Origin of the sequence: Fontisphaera persica, assembly GCF_024832785.1 — a bacterium.
In the GTDB taxonomy this organism is placed as follows: Bacteria; Verrucomicrobiota; Verrucomicrobiia; order Limisphaerales; family Fontisphaeraceae; genus Fontisphaera; species Fontisphaera persica.
The window spans coordinates 3,680,911-3,701,493 of sequence record NZ_CP116615.1; the positions used below are offsets into that span (position 1 = coordinate 3,680,911).

At 64.9% G+C, this 20,583-nt stretch carries 19 protein-coding genes and 1 tRNA gene; 14 read left to right on the forward strand and 6 right to left on the reverse strand.

What is annotated here, in order from left to right; all coding sequences use genetic code 11:
• Window positions 1–3: 3 nt before the first annotated feature.
• Both NXS98_RS13800 and NXS98_RS13805 read right to left on the reverse strand, forming a co-directional pair.
• Complete coding sequence (locus NXS98_RS13800) at window positions 4–588, reverse strand: 5-formyltetrahydrofolate cyclo-ligase (RefSeq protein ID WP_283845601.1); 585 nt, start codon at window positions 586–588, stop codon at window positions 4–6.
• Window positions 585–1,991: a replication-associated recombination protein A gene (locus NXS98_RS13805; RefSeq protein ID WP_425499910.1), complete on the reverse strand. Its 1,407-nt coding sequence runs from the start codon at window positions 1,989–1,991 to the stop codon at window positions 585–587. The genes NXS98_RS13800 and NXS98_RS13805 overlap by 4 nt, the downstream gene beginning before the upstream one ends.
• A gap of 170 nt (window positions 1,992–2,161) precedes the next feature.
• Here NXS98_RS13805 and NXS98_RS13810 point away from each other — a divergent pair, with 170 nt between their 5' ends.
• The 4 genes from NXS98_RS13810 to NXS98_RS13825 all read left to right on the forward strand — a co-directional run bounded on the left by NXS98_RS13810 (window position 2,162) and on the right by NXS98_RS13825 (window position 6,214).
• The gene (locus NXS98_RS13810) at window positions 2,162–2,971 is read left to right on the forward strand and encodes a ThuA domain-containing protein (protein ID WP_283845602.1); all 810 of its coding nucleotides are present in this window, start codon (window positions 2,162–2,164) and stop codon (window positions 2,969–2,971) included.
• Window positions 2,972–2,974: 3 nt separating this feature from the next.
• Window positions 2,975–4,264, forward strand: a complete 1,290-nt coding sequence (gene hflX, locus NXS98_RS13815) for a GTPase HflX (RefSeq protein WP_283845603.1) — start codon at window positions 2,975–2,977, stop codon at window positions 4,262–4,264.
• Window positions 4,265–4,339: 75 nt separating this feature from the next.
• Complete coding sequence (locus tag NXS98_RS13820; RefSeq protein ID WP_283845604.1) at window positions 4,340–5,698, forward strand: Gfo/Idh/MocA family oxidoreductase; 1,359 nt, start codon at window positions 4,340–4,342, stop codon at window positions 5,696–5,698.
• A gap of 21 nt (window positions 5,699–5,719) precedes the next feature.
• On the forward strand, window positions 5,720–6,214 hold the full coding sequence (locus tag NXS98_RS13825) for an NUDIX hydrolase (RefSeq protein WP_283845605.1): 495 nt from the start codon (window positions 5,720–5,722) through the stop codon (window positions 6,212–6,214).
• Between the two features lie 21 nt (window positions 6,215–6,235).
• Here the strand turns inward: NXS98_RS13825 and NXS98_RS13830 are convergent, their stop codons facing one another.
• Genes NXS98_RS13830 through NXS98_RS13840 form a run of 3 tightly spaced genes read right to left on the reverse strand, consistent with a single transcriptional unit; the run spans window position 6,236 to window position 8,111 of the window.
• Window positions 6,236–7,066, reverse strand: coding sequence for a peptidylprolyl isomerase (locus NXS98_RS13830; RefSeq protein ID WP_283845606.1), 831 nt, complete (start codon window positions 7,064–7,066; stop codon window positions 6,236–6,238).
• Between the two features lie 3 nt (window positions 7,067–7,069).
• Entirely contained in the window at window positions 7,070–7,924 is an 855-nt protein-coding gene (locus NXS98_RS13835; RefSeq protein WP_283845607.1) for a tetratricopeptide repeat protein, read from the reverse strand.
• Window positions 7,925–7,982: 58 nt separating this feature from the next.
• Window positions 7,983–8,111, reverse strand: a complete 129-nt coding sequence (locus tag NXS98_RS13840) for a hypothetical protein (protein WP_283845608.1) — start codon at window positions 8,109–8,111, stop codon at window positions 7,983–7,985.
• An 8-nt stretch (window positions 8,112–8,119) separates the two neighbouring features.
• Here NXS98_RS13840 and NXS98_RS13845 point away from each other — a divergent pair, with 8 nt between their 5' ends.
• The 6 genes from NXS98_RS13845 (at window position 8,120) to NXS98_RS13870 (ending at window position 15,187) form a co-directional block, all read left to right on the forward strand.
• The gene (locus NXS98_RS13845) at window positions 8,120–9,604 is read left to right on the forward strand and encodes a rhamnulokinase (RefSeq protein WP_283845609.1); all 1,485 of its coding nucleotides are present in this window, start codon (window positions 8,120–8,122) and stop codon (window positions 9,602–9,604) included.
• A 16-nt stretch (window positions 9,605–9,620) separates the two neighbouring features.
• Window positions 9,621–10,169, forward strand: coding sequence for a hypothetical protein (locus NXS98_RS13850; protein ID WP_283845610.1), 549 nt, complete (start codon window positions 9,621–9,623; stop codon window positions 10,167–10,169).
• A gap of 13 nt (window positions 10,170–10,182) precedes the next feature.
• Complete coding sequence (locus NXS98_RS13855; protein WP_283845611.1) at window positions 10,183–12,234, forward strand: OPT family oligopeptide transporter; 2,052 nt, start codon at window positions 10,183–10,185, stop codon at window positions 12,232–12,234.
• A gap of 103 nt (window positions 12,235–12,337) precedes the next feature.
• Window positions 12,338–13,057: a (Fe-S)-binding protein gene (locus NXS98_RS13860; RefSeq protein WP_283845612.1), complete on the forward strand. Its 720-nt coding sequence runs from the start codon at window positions 12,338–12,340 to the stop codon at window positions 13,055–13,057.
• Between the two features lie 13 nt (window positions 13,058–13,070).
• Complete coding sequence (locus NXS98_RS13865) at window positions 13,071–14,486, forward strand: LutB/LldF family L-lactate oxidation iron-sulfur protein (RefSeq protein WP_283845613.1); 1,416 nt, start codon at window positions 13,071–13,073, stop codon at window positions 14,484–14,486.
• 5 nt (window positions 14,487–14,491) lie between these two features.
• Window positions 14,492–15,187 carry a LutC/YkgG family protein gene (locus tag NXS98_RS13870; protein ID WP_283845614.1) on the forward strand — a complete coding sequence of 232 codons (696 nt, stop codon included), beginning with the start codon at window positions 14,492–14,494 and terminating at the stop codon, window positions 15,185–15,187.
• A gap of 38 nt (window positions 15,188–15,225) precedes the next feature.
• Here NXS98_RS13870 and NXS98_RS13875 read toward each other — a convergent pair.
• A tRNA-Tyr gene (locus tag NXS98_RS13875) sits at window positions 15,226–15,312 on the reverse strand.
• A gap of 314 nt (window positions 15,313–15,626) precedes the next feature.
• Here NXS98_RS13875 and NXS98_RS13880 point away from each other — a divergent pair.
• The 4 genes from NXS98_RS13880 to darG all read left to right on the forward strand — a co-directional run bounded on the left by NXS98_RS13880 (window position 15,627) and on the right by darG (window position 20,548).
• On the forward strand, window positions 15,627–16,130 hold the full coding sequence (locus NXS98_RS13880; RefSeq protein ID WP_283845615.1) for a VanZ family protein: 504 nt from the start codon (window positions 15,627–15,629) through the stop codon (window positions 16,128–16,130).
• Between the two features lie 11 nt (window positions 16,131–16,141).
• Window positions 16,142–18,580, forward strand: a complete 2,439-nt coding sequence (locus NXS98_RS13885; RefSeq protein ID WP_283845616.1) for a ComEC/Rec2 family competence protein — start codon at window positions 16,142–16,144, stop codon at window positions 18,578–18,580.
• Window positions 18,581–18,836: 256 nt separating this feature from the next.
• On the forward strand, window positions 18,837–19,475 hold the full coding sequence (gene darT, locus NXS98_RS13890; protein ID WP_283845617.1) for a type II toxin-antitoxin system toxin DNA ADP-ribosyl transferase DarT: 639 nt from the start codon (window positions 18,837–18,839) through the stop codon (window positions 19,473–19,475).
• A 2-nt stretch (window positions 19,476–19,477) separates the two neighbouring features.
• Complete coding sequence (gene darG, locus NXS98_RS13895; protein ID WP_283845618.1) at window positions 19,478–20,548, forward strand: type II toxin-antitoxin system antitoxin DNA ADP-ribosyl glycohydrolase DarG; 1,071 nt, start codon at window positions 19,478–19,480, stop codon at window positions 20,546–20,548.
• The last annotated feature ends 35 nt before the right edge of the window (window positions 20,549–20,583 follow it).

A 20,583-nucleotide genomic window follows, 5' to 3' on the forward strand; every position in this document is an offset into this window, starting at 1 on the left:
GTGTTAACCGCGGCCGTGCATTGGCTGCAGGCCGGACGGTGTGGCCACTGCTTCCATGGCCACGTCCTGCGGCTCGCCTGGAAAATCCAGGCCCACCTGCCAGGCATATCCCACGCCCCATTTTTGACCGGCAAAGCCAGCCAGCATCCGGTCATAGTATCCTGCCCCGCGTCCCAAGCGGACGCCATCCTGATTAAAACCTAGCGCAGGTACCACCACCAAGTCCAGCAACTTTAACGAAATTTCTACTGTTTCCGGCCCCGGCTCCAGAATGCCGTACCTCCCCGGCGCCAGGTCCCGCCCCAGGTCCCGGACCTCCCGCGGCTTGTAGCCACCGGTGGCAACGTCAAAGGCGGGCAGACCCACGCGCTTGCCCTGCGCCAGCGCCGCCGCCAGCAACGCGCTCACCTCCAGCTCGTCCGGCAGGGCGGAATACAGCAACACGGTCTTGGCCGCCTGCCACAACGGCTGCGCCGCCAACACCTCCACCAAGGCGGCAGAGGCTCTTGCCCGCTCCGCCGCAGGGACTTGCCGCAAACGCTCCCGCATCCGGCGCCGCCACTGCGCTTTGATTTCCGCGGGGTTCATGTTGCGGGAGGCGCCGGCGGGGCATCAGCAGACCCCGTTTTCTTGACGGCATCCAACTGGGCGCGCCAGTAATCCAGACGCTCCTTGATTTTCTTTTCCGTGCCCAAAGTGCCGGGCTGATAATAATGCCGCACAGCGCCCAGGTAATCCTGCGCCACAAAATGCCCGGGGTGGTCATGGGCATAGGCGTAGCCCTCGCCATGTCCCAGCCGCGCCGCGCCCGCATAATGGGTGTCCTGCAACGCCTTGGGCACGGGCAGCGTCCGGCCGGAGCGCACGTCCTCCAGCGCCGCATCAATGGCCAGGTAGGCGCTGTTGCTCTTGTAAGCCGTCGCCAGGTACACCGTGGCCTCCGCAATCGGTATGCGCGCCTCCGGCCAGCCGATGAACTCCGCCGCCTGATGCGCCGCCACCGCCAGCACCAGGGCCATGGGGTCGGCCAGCCCCACATCCTCCGCGGCCAGAATGATCAGCCGCCGGGTGATGAACCGCGGGTCCTCCCCCACATGAATCATCTTGGCCAGCCAGTACAACGCCGCGTCCGGGTCGCTGCCGCGCACAGACTTGATAAAGGCCGAAATGGTGTCGTAATGCGCATCCTCATCCCCGTCATAGACAATGGCTTTTTTCTGGATGCTTTGCTCGGCCACCGCCAGGGTGAGGTGAATGAAACCATCCGGCCCGGCCGGGGTGGTCAAAGCCGCAATCTCCAGGGCGTTCAGGGCCTTGCGGGCGTCGCCGTCCGCCACCCGCGCCAGGTGCCGCAACGCCTCCTCGTCCGCCTTCAGCGGCATGGCGCCCAGGCCGCGCTCGCGGTCCTGCAAGGCCCGCCGCAACACCACCAGCAATTCCTCCTCGCTCAGCGGTTGCAGCTCAAAAATCTGCGAACGCGACACCAGCGGCGAATTGACAAAGAAAAAGGGATTGTGCGTGGTGGCCCCAATGAGCCGGATGGCGCCATTCTCCACCTCCGGCAGCAGGACATCCTGCTGCGCCTTGTTGAACCGGTGAATCTCATCCACCAGCAGCAGTGTGGGCTGGCCCGTCTGGCGCAGGCGATACGCCGCCGCCGCCAGCACCCGCCGCATGTCGGCCACATTCGATTCCACCCCGCTCAGCCGCTCGAAATGGCAGCGCGTGCGCCGCGCAATAATCTGGGCCAGGGTGGTCTTCCCCGTGCCCGGCGGCCCGTAAAAAATCAGGGACTGAATGCGGTCCGACTCAATGGCCCGCCGCAACAACAAACCGGGGGCCAGAATATGTTGCTGGCCCACGAACTCCTCCAGCGTCTGCGGGCGCATCCGCGCGGCCAGGGGCGCCGCGTGCATGGCGGCGGCGCCACCGGCAGCCTCTGGCTCCGGCGCAGCCCTGCCTTCGGCGGCAAACAAGTCGTCCTGCGCCATGTCTCCAACTTACCCCTTATCCGGCTCGCAAAAAAGCGCCAAGTTGCAGGCAGCGGCCGCCACCTCGCTTCCTCCCGCGCCCGCCATGCCCGGCCAGCCAGCCCGGCGGGGACTGCGCCCTCCCAACAAGAGCTTGGCGGGAGGAGGAAGACGGGATATGTTAGGGGACGATGAGACATTTATTCGGGTTACTGCTTTGCGCCGTGGCGGCCTGCGGGTTGGGGGCGGCCGAGCCGCTGAAGGCGCTCTACATCACCGGCGGCTGCTGCCACGATTACCAGCGGCAAAAAGAAATCATCCCCGCCGGGGTCAAACAGCGCGCGAACGTGGAGTTCACTGTGGTGCACGCGGGAGGCAACGGCACGCGCTACCAGGGCATTGAAAACAGCCTGTACCAAAAGCCCGATTGGGCCAAAGGTTACGACGTGGTGATTCATAACGAGTGTTTCGCCGATGACCAGGACCTCGAGTACGTCGAGCGGGTGCTCAAGCCCCATCGCGAGGGCGTGCCCGCCGTGGTGGTGCACTGCACCATGCACACCTTCCGCGCCCTGAAAACCAACGTCTTCCGCGAATTCCTCGGTGTCTCCTCCTTTGGCCACGGCCCGCAGCATCCGCTGGATGTGCAGCTCGTCAAACCCGACCATCCCATTCTCCGCGGCTTTCCGGCGGACTGGAAAACCGGCCCCGAAGAGCTGTACGCCATCAGCCAGGTCTTCTCCAACACCACCGTGCTGGCCACCGCCGCGGACAAGAAAAAGGACGCCAGCGGCCAGTGGGTGGCCACCGAGCGGCAGCACGCTTTGATTTGGGTGAACACCTTCGGCAAGGGCCGCGTCTTCGGCACCACCCTCGCGCACAACAACTACACCTTCGCTGACCCCGTGTTTCTGGACATGTTCACCCGCGGGTTGTTGTGGGCCTGCGACAAGCTCGATGACCAGGGCCGGCCCAGGCCGGGGTATGGTCCGGTGAAGTAAGCCTTGAAAGCGCTCATTGAAACCGCCGCGCAACGCACCGCGCGGGTCTTCCTGGTGGGTGTCGAGCTGAAGTCCGCCCCCGCCAGCGAAGCGCTGGACTCCTTGGAGGAACTCGCCGAGCTCGCCACCACCCTGGGCGCGCGCGTCCTGGGGCGCGGCATGCAAAAACTTGACGCCCCCACCCCCGCCACCTACATCGGCCAGGGCAAGGCGGCTGAATTTGCGGCCCAGTGCGACGCCCTGGGCGTGGATACGGTCCTCTTTGACGATGAACTGACCCCCGCCCAGACCCGCAACCTGGAAAAAATCTTCAACCGCAAAATCCTGGACCGCACCGCCCTCATTCTCGAAATCTTTGCCATGCGCGCCCGCACCCGCGAAGGCAAGCTCCAGGTCGAGCTGGCCCAACTGGAGCATCTGCTGCCGCGCCTCACCCGCTACTGGGGGCACCTCTCCCGCCAGGCCGGCGGCATCGGCATCCGCGGCGGCGAGGGCGAATCCCAGTTGGAGGCTGACCGCCGGCGCGTGCAGGAGCGCATTGACAAAATCCGCGAAGAAATGGAAATCGTCCGCCGGCAGCGGCAAACCCGCCGGAGCGGGCGGCAGCGCAGCCACTGGCCCCTGGCCTCGCTCGTGGGTTACACCAACGCCGGCAAGAGCACCCTCCTGAACACCCTTACCCATGCCGGCGTGCTGGCCGAGGACAAACTCTTTGCCACCCTCGACCCCACCACCCGCCGCCTGCGCCTGCCCACCAACCAGAACGTGCTCCTCTCCGACACGGTCGGGTTCATCCGCAAGCTGCCCCATCAACTGGTGGACGCCTTCAAGGCCACCCTGGAGGAAGTGGTCATGGCCGACCTCCTGCTCCATGTGGTGGACGCCAGTCATCCCCGCGTACGCGAGCAAATTGCCGCCGTGCAACAGGTGCTCGAAGAAATCGCGGCGGCCGACAAACCCACTCTGGTGGTTTTCAACAAAATTGACCGCCTCCCCGGCGCCGGCGAAGTGGCCGCCCTCCTCGCCGAGCATCCCGGCGCCGTGGCCATCTCGGCGCTGACCGGCGAGGGCATTTCCGAGCTGATGGAGGAATTGGGAGCGCGCCTCCGGCCCGTGCGCGACTATCTGGAGCTGGAGGTGCCGCATGGCGAAGCCGCGGTGATTGCCCGCCTCCATGCGGTGGCCCAGATTACCGAAAAAAATTTCCTCCCCAACACCGCCCGCTTCAAGGCGCGCATCCCCCCGCATCTGCGCATGGAGTTCAGCCCCTTCATCGTGCGCGAGCTGGCCTGACCCCTCCCGGCTGCCGGCCGCCGCGGCTGTTCAAATGAGGTTGAAGTTTTTGCCGCTTGCCGCATTATCTCTCCCATGAACCGCCGTCAATTTCTCGCCGTCAGCGGCGCTACTGCCGCCGCCACCGTGTTGTCCGCCAACCGCCTGTTTTCCGCCGACCTGGCCGATATGAAGAAACGCGTCGGCCTCATCGGGTCCGGCTGGTACGGCAAATGCGACCTCTGGCGCCTGGTCCAGGTGGCCCCCGTGGAAATCGTCTCCCTGTGCGACGTGGACAAGAAGATGCTGGCCGACGCCGCCGACATGGCCGCGCAACGGCAGCTCAGCAAGAAACGCCCGCGCACCTACACCGATTACCGCGAGATGCTCAAGGAGAAGGATTTGGACATCGTGCTCATTGGCACCCCCGACCACTGGCACGCCTTGCAGGCCATTGAAGCCATGCAGGCCGGCGCCGATGTGTATGTGCAAAAACCCACCAGCGTGGACGTCGTGGAAAGCCAGGCCATGCTCGCCGCCGCCCGCAAATACGGGCGCGTCGTGCAGGTGGGCACCCAGCGCCGCAGCACGCCGCACCTCATCGAGGCGCGCGACCGCGTCCTCAAGGAGGGCCGCCTTGGCAAAATCGGGCGCGTCGAAATTTGCTGCTACTGGCACATGCGCGCCCGTGGCAACCCGCCGGACACGCCGCCGCCCGAAAACCTGGATTACGAGCTGTGGACCGGACCGGCCCCCATGCGGCCCTTCTGCCGCTTGACCCATCCCCGGGGCTGGCGCGCCTTCATGGAGTACGGCAACGGCATCGTGGGGGACATGTGCATCCACATGCTCGACATGGTCCGCTGGATGCTCGACCTGGGCTGGCCCAGGAAAATCTACTCCACCGGCGGCATCCTGGTGGACAAGGCCAGCAAGGCCAACATCACCGACACCCAGCATGCCGTCTTTGATTATGGCGATTTCCAGGTGGTCTGGAATCATCGCACCTGGGGGGACATGCCGGACAAGGATTATCCGTGGGCGGCCACCTTCTACGGCGAGCGCGGCACCCTCAAGGCCAGCGTGTTCAAATACGAATTCTTCCCCCAGGGCAAAGACAAGCCCGAGCTGCGCGGCGAGCCTTTGTACGAGTACGAAAAATATCCCGAGGACCGCACCGAAAAAGACCTGGAGCAACACTGCGCCTCCGCCATCCGCTGGCACATGCAGGACTTCCTCAAAGCCATCGCCAACCGCGGCAAACCCGTGGCTGACATTGAGCAGGGCGCCATTTCCACCATTGCCTGCATCCTGGCCAACCTCTCCCTGGACCTCGGCCGCGCCCTGGTCTATGACCCCGCCACCGGCAAAGTCGTGGGCGACGAGGAAGCCAACCGCCGCCTGGCGCGCCCCTACCGCGCCCCGTGGGTCCATCCGCACCCTCAAAAAGTCTAGGCCTGCCGCCGCCAGCGTCCCATGCCCTCGCCGCCCAAACGCTCCCGCGTCAGCGCCGGATTGCTGATGTACCGTTTCCGGCCCGATGGCCCGGAAGTCCTGCTCGCCCATCCGGGCGGCCCGTTCTTCGAGCAACGCGACTGGGGTTACTGGTCCATCCCCAAGGGCGAAGTGCACGAGGGCGAAGACTTACTCGCCACCGCACTGCGCGAATTCTACGAGGAAACCGGCATCGCCGTGCCACCCACGGCCGAGTTTGTGCCCCTGGGCCACATCCAGCAAAAAGGCGGGAAAATTGTCCATGCCTGGGCTGTGCTGGGCGAAATCGAACCGAAAAATCCACCCCCCAGCTCCACTTTCACCCTGGAGTGGCCGCCAGACTCGGGCCACATGCAGGAGTTTCCGGAGGTGGACCGCATTGAATTCTTCCCCTTCGAGCTGGCGCGGCGCAAAATCAAAATCACCCAGGTGCCGCTCATCAACCGGCTGGAAGAAGGGCTGAAAAAAAGCTGGTAACCGCGCCCCCCGCCTGCCCGCTCAGTACGCCATGCGCACGCGGAAAAAGGCCGCCCCCGCCGGCGCGCTGTTGGTGACGCGCAAGGTTTGATTCTGCCCGGGTACCGCCACCCACGTCTGCCACACCGCCTCCTCCGGCCGGCGCCATTCCACCACATTGGTGACCCCGGCGACGCCGTTCCAACTCACCTCCAGCCCTTGCGCCACCCGCCGGATGCCCACCCGCAACAGGCGGATGTCGCAGTACAGCAAATCCTCGTAGCCCGGCGTGCTGCTCAACACCGGCAATTCATCCAGCGGCGCCCCCAGATTCAACAGCCACAGACTATGCGTGGCCGACACATCGTTGAACCGCGCCAGCACATTGGTGCCGCGCACCACCCGCCCAAACACCGTGAAACCGCCATTCTGATTATCCAGATTGGCCGAATTATCCCCCAAGTTGAAAAACCACTGCGACGAGGCGGAATGGGGGTCCCCGCTCACCTTGGCCATCGCCAGCGTGCCAAAGGTGTTGCTGACCCGCCGGCCCACCAGGAACTCATTGGTGATGCTGCCGTAATTGGGCACGTAGGCCAGTTGCGCGTTGGTGGTCCCCCGCTGCGCCACATAGAAACCCCCGCCCTGCATGACGAAGCCCGGCACCCACCGGTGAAAAATCATGTTGGAATAGGCGCCGCTCTCCACATAACGCAGAAAGTTGGCCGTGGTGACCGGCTTGTCCTCCAGCAGCTCCACCTCCAAATCCCCCAGCGCCGTGCGAAACACCGCCAGCGGCCCGCCCGCCACCGGCCACGCCAGCGCGGCCAGCAGCAGCAGCCAGCCCATCCGCCCGATGCCGGGCCTTGCCATACCTCACTTCTTGGCCGGCGCCGGCGCGGGAGCCGGAGCTGGCTTGGGCGCGTTGACATTCACGTTGGTCAACGTGATGACATTCTGCGGACGGGGTTGCTGCGCGGCGGCGGCCGCCGCCATCTTCTGCAGCCGGGCATCCTTCAAGGCCGGATGCGCCTTTTCCAGCGCCGCCAGCCGCATCTGCGCCTCCATGGCCCAGGTGTTGAAGCCCGTCTTCATGCTTTCCAAAATCTCCAGATACATCCCATGCGCCTGCTCCAACTTGCCCTCCGCCTCGTACAACCGCCCCAACGCCAGCTTGGCCTGGCTCACCACCGCGCCCTCCATCGCCCAGCGCTTCCGCACCAAATCATACGCCTCGATGGCCTCCTTCCGTTTGCCTGCCGCATCCAGGCATGCCGCCATGCCCAATTCGGCCTGCGGCACCAGCGGATGCCCCACATTCTCCGTCACGAAACGCTGGAACACCGAGCGCGCCTGGTCATACTTGCCCTCCAGATACAGGGCCTCCCCCGCCTGCAGCAATGCATGCCGCCCGGCGGTGGTCCCCGCAAAACCCTCCGCCAAAGCCAGCAACTTGTCCGACGGAGCGGTCTTGCCGCGGTTCTCCCCGATAATGGGCGCCCGCAACGCCAGCAGCGCCTCGCTGGCCTGCATCTCCCGCTGGGCCGTATAATGATTATAAATCACCGCCGCAATAATCACCGCCAGCGCCACGGCCCCCGCCACCATCAATTTCTGTTTGTGCACCTCCACCCACGCCATCATCTCCAATCCCAGCGTGGATTCACTGCCGGTGGTCACTTTAATGTCCTGCGCTGACGCCGGTTTCCGGCGTGGCGGCTCGGTATTCACAATATTCTTGCCCGCGTCCATAATACGACAATAAGTCAGGCATTTTCCGGTTCAGCCCTCAAAAGGCAAGCGTGAAAAACACCCCTCCCCTGCCGCGCTCCGTCCCCGCCGCAAGCTGGCCGGGGGCCGGCCAGCGGATTTTGCGTTTGAATTCCCGCGGCAAAGCCCGCAATTTAAGGGCCAGCATCCTGAATTATGGCAACACGAGTTTACCTGGCGGTGGATCTGGGCGCCGAAAGCGGGCGGGTCATGGCCGGCCTGTGGAATGGCAGGAAAATCAAACTCCAGGAGGTGCATCGGTTTCCCAACGGCGGCGTGCCCCTGGGCGGCACGTTGCGCTGGAATGTGCTGGGCCTCTGGCAGTCCATTCACCAGGGGCTGACCCTCGCCGCCCGCCAGTACGGTAAAAACATTGCCTCGGTGGGCGCCGACACCTGGGGAGTGGATTTTGTGCTCCTCAACCGCCAGGACGAGCTCCTGGGCCTGCCCTACCATTATCGGGATGCCCGCACGCAGGGGGTCATGGAGCGCGCTTTCCGGCGGGTGCCGCGGGAAAAAATCTTCGCCCAGACCGGCCTGCAATTTTTGCCGTTCAACTCGCTGTTTCAATTGCTGGCCTGGCAGAAACAGGCGCCGCAGTTGCTGGAGGCCGCGGACCGGCTGTTGTTCATGCCGGATTATTTCCACTGGTGCCTCTGCGGCTCGCGGGTGGCTGAGTTCACCATCGCCTCCACCTCGCAATGCCTGCATCCGCTCAAGCGCGACTGGAATCGCAGCCTGCTCAAGGCCCTGGGCCTGCCGTTGCGGCTGCTGCCGCCCCTGGTGCAGCCGGGCACGGCGCTGGGGCCGTTGCGGCCGGAGGTGGCGGAGGGGACCGGCCTGCGCGGTGTCCGCGTCATCGCGCCACCCTCGCACGACACGGCGGCGGCGGTGGCCGGGGTGCCCACAGCGCACACGGGCAAGGCCAACTGGGCGTACATCAGCTCCGGCACGTGGAGCCTCATGGGAGCCGAGGTGGCGCAGGCCTCGCTCACCCCGCGCACGCTGGCGTATAACCTGACCAATGAGGGGGGGCTGGACGGCACCTACCGCCTGCTCAAAAACATCATGGGCCTGTGGCTCGTGCAGCGCTGCAAAGCGGCCTATGACGCCGAAGGCAAAACTTACGATTACGCCGAGCTGGTGCGGCTGGCCGCCGCGGCGCCCGCCTTCCGTTCGCTGGTCAACCCGGATGACCCGCGTTTCCTCAATCCCCGGGACATGCGCGTGGCAATCCAGGAGTATTGCCGCGAAACCGGCCAGCCCATCCCCCGCACGGCGGGCGAGCTGGTGCGGTGCGCCTATGAGAGCCTGGCCCTGCGGTACCGCCAGGTGCTGGGCTGGCTGGAGGAGCTGACCGGCCAGCGCATGGAGGTGATTCACATTGTGGGCGGCGGCTCCAAGAGTGAGCTGCTCAACCAGTTCACCGCCAGCGCGTGCAACCGGCCCGTAATCACCGGCCCCGTCGAGGCCACCGCCCTGGGCAACCTGATGACGCAGGTGCGCGCCGATGGTGAAGTGCGCTCGCTGGCCGACATGCGCGAGGTCATCCGCCGCTCCAGCGAAATGCGCCGATACCAGCCGGCCGACCTCGACAAATGGGACATGGCCGCCGCCCGTTTTGCCGCGCTGGCCCGCTAACCGCCCTCCACTGCGCATGGGCATCCTGGACCGATTTCAAATCAAGGCCGGCGGCTGGCGTGCCAGCGCCGAGCAACCCTGGGAGCTGGACCTGGACCGCCCGGCGGTGGCCGGTGTGGCCTTGCGGGACCCCGCCACGCTATTGTGGAAACTCGGGCCGGTGGATGACCCCGCCGCCGCGGCGGACGAAGGCCGCCATTGCTATTTTGCGCGGGGCGTGGAGGCCCGGGTCGCGCGGCAGCGCGTGGAGCAATGGCGCGTGTACTGGCACGAGCCGGCCGGCCGGTTTGTCCCCTTTGCCGGCCCCTGCCGCTTCCGGGGAGCCTGCATGGAATTGCACCCAGGGCTGCGCGAGCCGGAGCTGGAGGCCTGGCTGGGACCGCCGGTGTGGCGGCAGGTGGAAGGCCACGTCATCCATTGTTTTTATGCGCATCACGCGGCCGATTGGGAATGGCGGTTCAGCCAGGACCACGGCCTGCAGCAGCTTGTGTTGAGCGCCCAGCCTTTGTACGCCCGCGGCGCCGATGGGGCGCCACCGCCGCCGTCCCCTGCGGACTCCGCCTGACGCTGTTTATCCCATGTCTGACTCGCCCAACCGTGAGGAAGTCCAGCCGGCGGCTCCCCGGCCGGAAACCATCCCTCCGCTGCCGCCCGAGGCAACGCCGGAGGAAAAAGATTTGCACTGGTACACCCACTATTACCAGGGCGACAAGGTTAAACAGCTCACCCTTCGCGCCGTGCTCATGGGCGGGATACTGGGCATGTTCATGTCCGTTTCCAACCTGTACACCACGCTCAAGCTGGGGTGGGCCTTTGGGGTGGCCATCACCGCCTGCGTGCTCTCCTTTGTCATCTGGAATGCCTTGCGCGCCCTGAGCCGGGGACGCCTCACCCCCATGACCATTCTGGAAAACAACTGCATGCAATCCACCGCTTCGGCGGCGGGTTACTCCACCGGCGGCACCATCGGCACGGCTTTTGGCGCGCTGCTGCTCATTGAAGGCCAGCATCGGCCCTATGTGGTGGTGGCCTCCTTTGCGCTGCTGACCGCGGCGCTGGGTGTTTTCCTGGCGATTCCAATGAAACGCCAGATGATTAATTACGAGCAGCTCAAGTTTCCCAGCGGCATCGCCGCCGCCGAGACCCTCCGCAGCCTCTATTCGCACGGCCAGCAGGCCCTGCGCAAGGCATACTCCCTCATTTACGCGCTGGCCTTTGGCGGGCTGGTGGGATTCCTGCGCTCCTACTACAATTTGATGGACCAGCTCAAGGACTGGCAGCCTTCGGAAAAATTGGCCGCCTTCAGCCAGCGCCTGCACGTGCCGCTGGACCAATGGCTGGCGGCCCTTGGCCCGGCGCTGCAACGCCTCCATCAATGGCTGCACATTCCGGAGCAAATCGCCCTCCGCGCCGGCTGGTCGCCCGTCCACCCCTACCAGCTCAGCGGGCTGGCCTTCGAGCCGAGCGTGCTGCTGATTGGGGCGGGGATGATTGTGGGCCTGCGGGTCTCGCTTTCCATGCTGCTCGGCTCGGTGCTGCTGTATTTTCTGGTGACGCCGTACCTGCTGACCCTGGATTTGGCCCGGGCGGGTGCGCCGGGCTTTGTGCCCTCCTTCACCATCAACGCCCAGGGCATGATTAATCCCACCCGCTGGGCCCTGTGGGGCGGCACCGCCATCATGGTGTTCTCCAGCCTCACCGCGGTGGCCTTGCAATGGCGCACGCTGGCGCGGGCATTTCAGGTCTTCAAGCGCCGCGGCCAGCCGACCGCCACCAGCGACCGCCTGGCCGCCATTGAAGTGCCCGCCACCTGGCTCGTGGCCGGGCTGATCCCCATCACCGTGGGGCTGGTCGTGGTGCAATTCCTGGCCTTTCACATCAATCTCTGGCTGGGGCTGCTGGCCGTGGTGATGTCCTTTGTGGTGTCGCTGGTCTGCTGCCGCGCCACCGGCGAAACGGACACCACCCCCATCGGCGCGATGGGCAAGGTGACCCAGTTGCTCTACGCCGTCCTCCCCGGCGCCAAAGGCAACATCGTCATCAACCTCATGTCCGCCGGCACCACCGCGGCGGCGGGCGGCAGCTCGGCGGATTTGCTGACCGATTTGAAAAGCGGCTATCTGCTGGGCGCCAATCCCCGCAAACAATTTCTGGCCCAGTTCATCGGTATTTTCTTTGGCACGCTCGCCGTGGTGCCCGCGTGGTTTGCCATGGTGCCGGACAAGGCCACGCTCGAGAAATTCAATCCGCCGGCCACCTACATGTGGAAGGCGGTGGCGGACCTGCTCACCCAGGGAGTGCACATGCTGCCGAAGACGGCCATTGTGGCCATTGTGATTGGCGCGCTGCTGGGCGTGCTGCTGCCGCTGCTGGAAAAACTGGCCCCCAAACTGCGCCCCTGGCTGCCCTCCGCCATGGGGCTGGGCCTGGCCTGGGTCATCCCATTTCAAAACTGCCTCTCCTTTGCCATTGGCGCCGTCCTGGTCTGGGTATGGACCCAATGGCGCGCCCGCTCCGCCGAGGAATATAACGTCCCCATTGCCTCCGGCCTGGTGGCGGGTGAATCCTTGGTGGCCGCCCTCATTGCCATTGCCTGCACGCTGGTGGGCTTTCTGGGCATGGCCAAATAAGCCAGCACCGGCGGGCCAGGCGCTGCCTTGCCTCGTCCGCCTCACGGATTTTGCTGTTGCCGGCCGCAGGAAACGCTAGAATGCACCCGGCTTTACCGGCGTCATGAAGATTACGCTGTTCATACCGTGTTTTATTGACCAGTTCTACCCGCAGGTGGGCGTGAGCGTGGTCAAGATTCTGGAAAAACTGGGCCATGCCGTCGAGTATCCTGAAGCCCAAACCTGCTGCGGCCAGCCCGCCTTCAACTCCGGCCTGTGGGACGAAGCCCGCGCCGTGGCCGAGCACGCCCTGGACGTTTTTCAATCCGCCGAAGTCATCGTGACGCCCTCCGGCTCCTGCGGGGCGATGCTGCGGGTGTTTTATCCGCAGCTTTTCGCGGGCACGCCGCGTTACGATTTGGCCTGCGCCGTGGGGCGCAAGACGTTTGAGTTCAGCGAATTCCTCGTCCGGCGGCTGGGGGTCACGGATGTGGGGGCGGAGTTCAAGGGCCGCGCCACCTTCCACGACGGCTGCCACGGGTTGCGGGAGCTGGGGGTGAAGGACGAGCCCCGCCAACTGCTGCGCCAGGTGCGCGGGCTGGAGCTGGTGGAAATGGACCCGCCGGAGGTCTGTTGCGGGTTTGGCGGCACCTTTGCGGTGAAGTTTCCCATGATCTCCACCGCCATGGGCGAGGGCAAATGCCAGGCCATCGCCGGCACCGGGGCCGACTACGTGATTTCGCTGGACTCCAGTTGTCTGATGCATCTGCAGGGGCTGTTGGCGCGGCAGGGCAAAAACATCCGCTGCCTGCATCTGGCCGAAGTGCTGGCACAATCCCTCTGAGGAGCACGTGACCATGAGCCCGAACACCGCAGTTCAATTCAAGGCCCAGGCCACGCGGCTGGCGGCGGACCTGGAGCATCGCCAGTGGATTTTCAAGGCCCTGCGCGGCTACGAAGCCAAGCGCGACGAATGCAAGGCCCGTTTCCAAAACTGGGAGGGCGCGCGCCAGGCCGCCGCTGAAATCAAGTACGACACCCTCAACCACCTCGACCGCTACCTCGAACAGTTTGTCCACCACCTGGAAAGCCGCGGCGCCCGCGTCCACTGGGCCGCCGACGCCCGCGCCGCCCGCGAAATCATTCTCGACCTCGCCCGCCAGAACCAGGTGCGTTTCATCATCAAATCCAAAAGCATGACCTCCGAGGAAATCCACCTCAACGAGGCCCTGGAGGCGGGCGGCTTCGAGGTGTTTGAGTCGGACTTGGGCGAGTACATCGTGCAACTGCGCCAGGAGCCGCCCTATCACATCGTGTTTCCCGCCATGCACCTCAAGCGCGGCCAGATTAGCGAGGTGTTTCAACAGAAACTGCAGGCCGAGCCGGTCACCGACCCCGAGGCCCTCACCATGATTGCCCGCCGCGTCATGCGCCAAAAATTCTGCCAGGCCGACATGGGCATCAGCGGCGTCAACTTTGGCGTGGCCGAAAACGGCATGATTTCCATCACCGAAAACGAGGGCAACGCCCGGCTGACCACAGCGCTGCCGCGGATTCATGTGGCCTTGATGGGCATCGAAAAACTGGTGCGCACCATGGATGACCTGGCGCTGCTCCTCCCCATGCTCGCCACCGCCGGCGCCGGCCAATGGCTGACCGGCTACAACACCCTTTACGGCGGCCCGCGCCTGGCAGGCGAAAGCGACGGCCCCGAGCAATTCCATGTGGTGCTCCTCGACAACGGGCGCACCCGCCTGCTGGCCGATGCCGAGCAGCGGGATGTGCTGCATTGCATCCGTTGCGGTGCCTGCCTGAACGTCTGCCCCATCTTCCGCAATGTGGGCGGGCACACCTACGGCACCACCTACCAGGGCCCCATCGGCTCGGTGCTCACCCCGCACCTGCGCGGCCTGCGGGAGTGGAAACATCTCTCCTACGCCTCCTCCCTCTGCGGCGCCTGCACCGAAACCTGCCCCGTGAAAATTGACCTGGCCCATCACCTCCTGCATAACCGCCGCAACGCCGTCCAGGCGCATCCCCCCTTCTTCGAGCGCCTCGCCTTCGCCGGCTTCCAGGTGATGATGCGGCATCCAGCCCTGTATCGTCTGGGCACCACCCTGGCCCGCTGGTTGCAGCCGCTGCACGGGCTGGTGCAGGGCACCGCCCTGGACCCCGCCCGCGCGTGGACCCGCTCGCGCGAGGCGCCGCGCCTGGCGCGCGAGAGCTTTCATGCCTGGTGGAAAAAACATCGCCGAACCACCTCCCCCTCCTGAGTGCCATGAATCATTCCGCTCGTGAAGCCATGTTGGGACGCATCCGCGAAGCCTTGAAAATCAAGGCTCCGCCGCCCGGTCCTCACGCCGGCGCCGCGCCGCACCCCGCCCCCCGCGACGGCGAATTTCGCCCGCTCTTGCCGGCTGTGGGGGCGACGTGGGAGGAGCAATGCCGGCAATTTGCGCGCAACGCCGAGCTGCTCAAGGCCGCCTTCCAGGTGGTGCCCAACACCGCGGCGGCGCGCGCGGAGGTGGAGCGCATCGTGCGCGAGGAGCAATGGCAGCGCCTGGCCACTTATGACCATCCGCTGCTGCGCGAAATCGGCCAGGACCTCGGCCCCACCCCCCTCTTCACCGACCGCCCCTATGACAAGGCCGAGCTGGAAAAATGCGAAGGCGCCGTGACCACCTGCGAGGCGCTCATCGCCCAGACCGGCAGCGTGCTGGTCACCAGCCGCGGTTGCGGCGGGCGGGCCATCTCCATCCTCCCGCCGCACCACGTGGTCATCGCCCGGCGCGAACAGTTGCTCCCCGATTTGCTGGCCGCCTTTGCCCTGCTGCGCCAGAAATACGGCGCCCATTACCCGAGCATGATTTCCTTCATCACCGGCCCCAGCCGGACCGGGGACATCGAACGCATCCTTGTGCTGGGCGCGCACGGCCCCAAGCGGCTGACGATTTTGCTGCTCGAAGGGAAATGACGCCGCCCAAAAGAAGTCTGAAAAGCTCCAAAGAAAAGTGGTGGTAGGAGCTGGATTCGAACCAGCGTAGGCCGTAGGCCAGCAGATTTACAGTCTGCCCTCGTTGACCGCTTGAGTATCCTACCACCCAACCGTCCCCGTGGGGGCGGGCGAGGAAAAATAAACCACACGCCCGCCGGCCGACAAGAGGAAAAATACCATCCCCCGCCGGCCGGTTTTTGGCCTCCCGGCCCATCCAAAAAAGCAGGGAAAACCCACCGCCAGAGCCGGGCGCACGTGAACGCGCGATACTTGCCCGCTCACCCTCTCCCGCAGGGCATAAGTCGGAGCAAGGCCAACCATAAACCTAATGCCACCTGCCTGAGCGGACGGCACTGTCCACCCGGTCCGTGCCACTTGAAACTTGCCTCCGCCAACCTCTTTGCCCTTTCATCACCCCATGCACGAGCGGCCTTCCTGGCTTCAGCGCTGGTTGCCCGTGGGGTTGTGGATGCTGGTCATCTTTGTCGCCTCCACCGGCGCGTTGTCGGCCGACAACACCTCGCGGGTCATCGGCCCCGTGCTGCGTTTTTTCTTCCCTGACATCCAGCCCGAAACCATCGCCCAAGCGCAATGGTTCTGCCGCAAGGCCGCCCACGCCGCTGAATATTGGGTGCTTGCGCTGCTGGTCTGGCGCGCCCGCCGCCAGGGCCGCCTGGCTTCCCCCGCCGAATGGTCGTGGAAAGACGCCGCTTTCGCCCTGGCCTTCGCGGTGGCCTACGCCGTCACCGACGAAATCCACCAGGCGTTTGAACCTTCGCGCCAGGGACATCCCTTGGATGTGGCCATTGATGCCCTCGGCGCGGCGGCCGGTCTGGGCATGGCTTGGTGGAGCACCCGCCGCGCCGCCGCCCGCGCCCGGCAGTCGCCCTCCACTTTCTCCGTGGCCGCCTCCCGCTCATGAGACACTGTCCCATGCTTGCCGTCGGCGGCTTTTTCGCCTTGGGCGTGCTGGCGGGACGTTATCTGGAAACCTCTCCCTTCGGGTGGCTGGCCGCCCTGGCTGCGGTTTCGCTGGCGGCCCTGCTTCACCGCCGCTGGGCCATGATGTGGACCTTGCTCATCGCCGGCCTGGCGGGGGGTGCACACGTTGCAGGCTGGAGTTTCCCGTGGCACTCCCACGACCTGCGCCATCTCGTCGCCGAGGACATGGTGGAAGTGGAGGTCTCCGGCGTCCTGGCCGAGTCCCCCCTTTTCAAACCGTTCACCCGCCGCCATGGCGCCGAATTATTCACCGCGGCCATCCTGCAAGTTCACCACCTCCAGCGCGACCGCCAGCCTCCCGAACCGGCCTGCGGCCTTGTCATGGTTACGGTGCCCGAACCGCTGGACGAATCCTTCTTTGCCGGCCAGCGGGTGCGCGTGCGCGGCGTGCTCCAACGGCCCTCCCGCGCCCTCCTTCCCGGCGCGCTGGACTACCGCACCCATCTGGAACACCGCGGCATTTATTACCTCCTGCGCACCCGCCAGGCGGCCGACTGGCTGCTGGCAGGCGGCGGCGCAACCCATCCGCCGTTGCCGGCGCGCTTCCAGGCCTGGGCGCGCCAGGCGCTGGCCCACGGGCAGCCCGAAACCGATGACGCCGTGAAATTGCTCTGGGCCATGCTGCTGGGCTGGCGCGCGGGGCTGACCGACGAAATCGCCGCGCCGTTCATGCAGTCCGGCACCATGCACCTTTTCGCCATCAGCGGCCTGCACATCGGCCTGCTCGCGTATGTGCTGATGTCCCTGCTGCGCCTGCCGGGCCTTTCCCTGCTCATGGCCCGCCTGTGCGTCCTCCCCTTGATGTGGTTTTACATCGCCGCCACGGGCTGGCCGGCCTCGGCCGTGCGCGCCGGTCTCATGCTCACCGTCTGGTGGTCGGCCGGCCTGCTGCGGCGTCCCCCGCAACCGCTCAACACCGTCTGCGCTGCTGCCTTCCTCATTCTGCTCTGGCAGCCGCGCCAGCTTTTTCAAGCCGGATTCCAACTCAGCTTTGGCGTGGTGCTGGGACTGGTTTTATGGATGCCCCCCATGACCCGCTGGCTGGAATCATGGGCGCAGCCGGACCCGCTGGCGCTGCCCGCCACCTCCCCGCTTGCCGCCGCCCTGCGCCACGCCTGGCGCTGGTTGGCACAAGCCGCCGCTGCCTCCATTGCCGCCTGGCTGGCTTCTGCTCCCCTGGTCCTCTACCATTTTAGCTGGGTCACCCCCGTTTGCCTCCTGGCCAATCTGGTGATGGTTCCCCTCGGCAGCCTCATCGTCGCCGCCGGCGCGGGCGCTCTGCTCACGCATGGCTGGTGGCCGGCCCTCGGGGAAATTTTCAATCACAGCGCCTGGGCGCTGATGTCCCTGCAACTTCATTGCAGCCACGCTTTTGCGGACCTTCCCATGGGCCACTGGCCCGCGCCGCGACCCCCCTGGCCGGGGTTGTTGATGTATGGCGTTGTTTGGGTATGCATCGCTGCCCCCTTCCTGAACCGCCGCAGGCGTATGGCCGCAGCCACCCTGCTCACCGTTGCCCTGCTGGCCTGGGCGCCCCTGGCCCAACGCATCCATCCCTCCACCGTCACCATCCTGCCGCTCGAAGATGGATACTCCATTCTCGTGCGTGAACCCGGCTGGGCGGCGCTGCTGGACACCGGGCGCCCCCTGCCGGCCGAACGCCATGTCACCCCTTTCTTGCGCGCCCAGGGCCTGGCGCGGCTCGATGCCCTCATCCTCACGCATGGCGACCTCGGCCAGATGGGCGGCCTCTCCTGCATCGTCTCCGAATTTCAACCCCGCCAAATCCTCCATGGCCCCTTGTGGCATCGCTCCCCGGCCTACCGTGACTGGCTGCAATCCACCCAGCACGCCACGTTGCGCCAGGCTGTTGCCGCCGGCTTTCAGCTTCACACCTGGCAACTGCTTCATCCCGCCGCTGACGATCCCCTCGGCGCAGCCGATGACAGCCCGCTGGTCTGGCGGCGCGAGTCCCCCCACGGCGCCTGTCTGCTCCTCTCCGACCTCAGCCGCGCCGGCCAAAACCAACTGGCCCAGCGCCTCCCACCCCATCGCCTCCGCGCGGACCTTCTCATCTGCGGCCTGCCGGAGCAGGGCGAACCCCTCGCCGATGGCTTCCTGCGCCTGGTACAACCGCGCCTGGTCATCGTGGCCGACAACCTTTACCCCGCAGACCGCCGCGCTCCCTCCTCACTGTCACGGCGGCTCGCCCGCCAGCGCGTGGCCCTCTGGTGCACCCGTGAATGCGGCGCCGTGGAAATACAATTCACCTCCACAAGCTGGCGCGCCACCGCCATGGACGGCCGCTGCGCCACCCCCGACCTGCTGCCCGGCTGGCAACCGCCCCCCGACCTCGAAAACTCGGAATAACCCATCTGGAGCGCAGGCGTCCTCGTCCCGCAAAGCGGGATAAGGCCTGCGTCCCGCAGAGCTGGGGCAGGACAAAACGCGGGGACGGCACTTTTTTTCTGTCCGCCTACAGTGGTTTTTGTTAGTTAACGCGCCAGAAAGCCACAACCCATGAAAGCACGCATTACTTGCAGCTCTTCTGCTTCTCCACGTGCAGTTTCTCCAGCGGGGACATTCCTGGCCTTGATCACTTAATGGGCATTGTCATGCAGATGCCATGAGTGCTCTAACTCCACAAAATGCGCTGATATTCCGCATTACTCACCTGGCTAATATTCCCTGGCTATTGGATCATGGCCTGCATTGCCAAAGCGCCCCCCAACGAGACCCTCATTTCCATGCTCTCGGCAATCCGGAGTTGATTGCGCGCCGCCAGCACCGCCGCGTGCCCATTGCCCCCGGGGGCACTCTGGCCGATTACGTGCCGTTTTACTTCACGCCCTATTCCATCATGCTTTACAATATCAAGACGGGTCATGGGGGAGTTCCCCACGTCGCCAACGAACAGATTGTTTTTCTGGTGAGCTCCCTGCGCCGGGTGGCTGAAATGGGAATTGCGTTTGTTTTCACCGACCGGCACGCCTATGTGCAAACCGCAGCGTATTATAACTCCCTTGAGGACCTGGCGCAGGTGGATTGGAAGCTCCTGCAGTCCCGCGATTTCAGCAACGACCCGAACGACCCGGGCAAAAAGGAGCGATACCAAGCCGAGGCCCTGGTGTATCGCCATCTACCCATGGCCGGCCTTATGAGTCTCGTTTGTCACAATCCGGAAGTGGAAGCGTACTTGTGCCAGGAAGTGGCCCGGCGTAATTTGTCCTTGAAGATTGCAGTACGACCGCGCTGGTATTTTTAATCATGATTACCTTCCAACAAGGTAATTTGCTCGAAGCCGAGGTGGAAGCCCTGGTGAACACGGTCAACACCGTGGGCGTCATGGGCAAGGGGATTGCGCTCATGTTCAAGGAACGCTATCCGGAAAATTTTCGCGCCTACGCCCAGGCCTGCAAAGCCGGCAAGGTGCGTCCGGGCCGAATGTTTGTCACTGCCACGGGCGAATTGACCGGCCCCCGATGGATCATCAATTTTCCCACCAAAGAACACTGGCGCAATCCATCGCGATTGGAGTGGATTGCGGCCGGTTTGGAAGACCTGGTGCGCGTAATCCGCGAAAAGAACATCCGCTCCGTGGCCCTGCCCCCCCTCGGTTGTGGGCAGGGCGGCCTCGATTGGAACCAGGTGCGCCCCCTCATCGAAAGCATTCTGGGACAGCTTTCGGAAGTGCAGGTCATCGCCTTTGAACCCACGGTCCAATACCAGAATGTCGCCAAGCATGGCGGCGTGGCGCAGTTGACCGTGCCGCGGGCCTTGATGGCGGAAACCATCCGCCGCTATTGGGTCTTGGGCATTGAGTGCACGCTCCTGGAAATTCATAAATTGGCCTGGTTTCTCAGCCAGGCCATCCAGCGGCGAAACCTTCCCGATGTGCTGGACCTGCGTTTTCAAGCCGATCGTTATGGCCCTTACTCCCATCGCTTGAATCACCTCCTGAACGCCCTGGACGGCAGTTATCTGCGCGCGAATAAACGGGTGGCTGATTGCACCCCCTGCGACACCATCGCCTTTGCCGACGAGAAAGCGGAAACGGTGGCTCTCTTCCTGCGCCGCACGGAAAGCCGCCCTTACCTGCCTGTCCTGGATGACGTGGACCAGTGGATTGACGGCTACCAATCACCCTTGGGCATGGAATTGCTCGCCACGGTGCACTGGTTGCTGGTGCAAGAGCGTTGCGCGCCGGAAGTGCGCGCCCTGCGGGAAGCGCTCGCTCGCTGGCCCGGCGGCAAGGATGCCGGCCTGCGCAAAAACCGCTTATTCCAAGACCACCACCTGGCTGCTGCCATTGAGCGGCTGCGTCCCTTAATAAATTAAATTAGGGTTGCTCGATTGGCCAATATCCAGCCCGG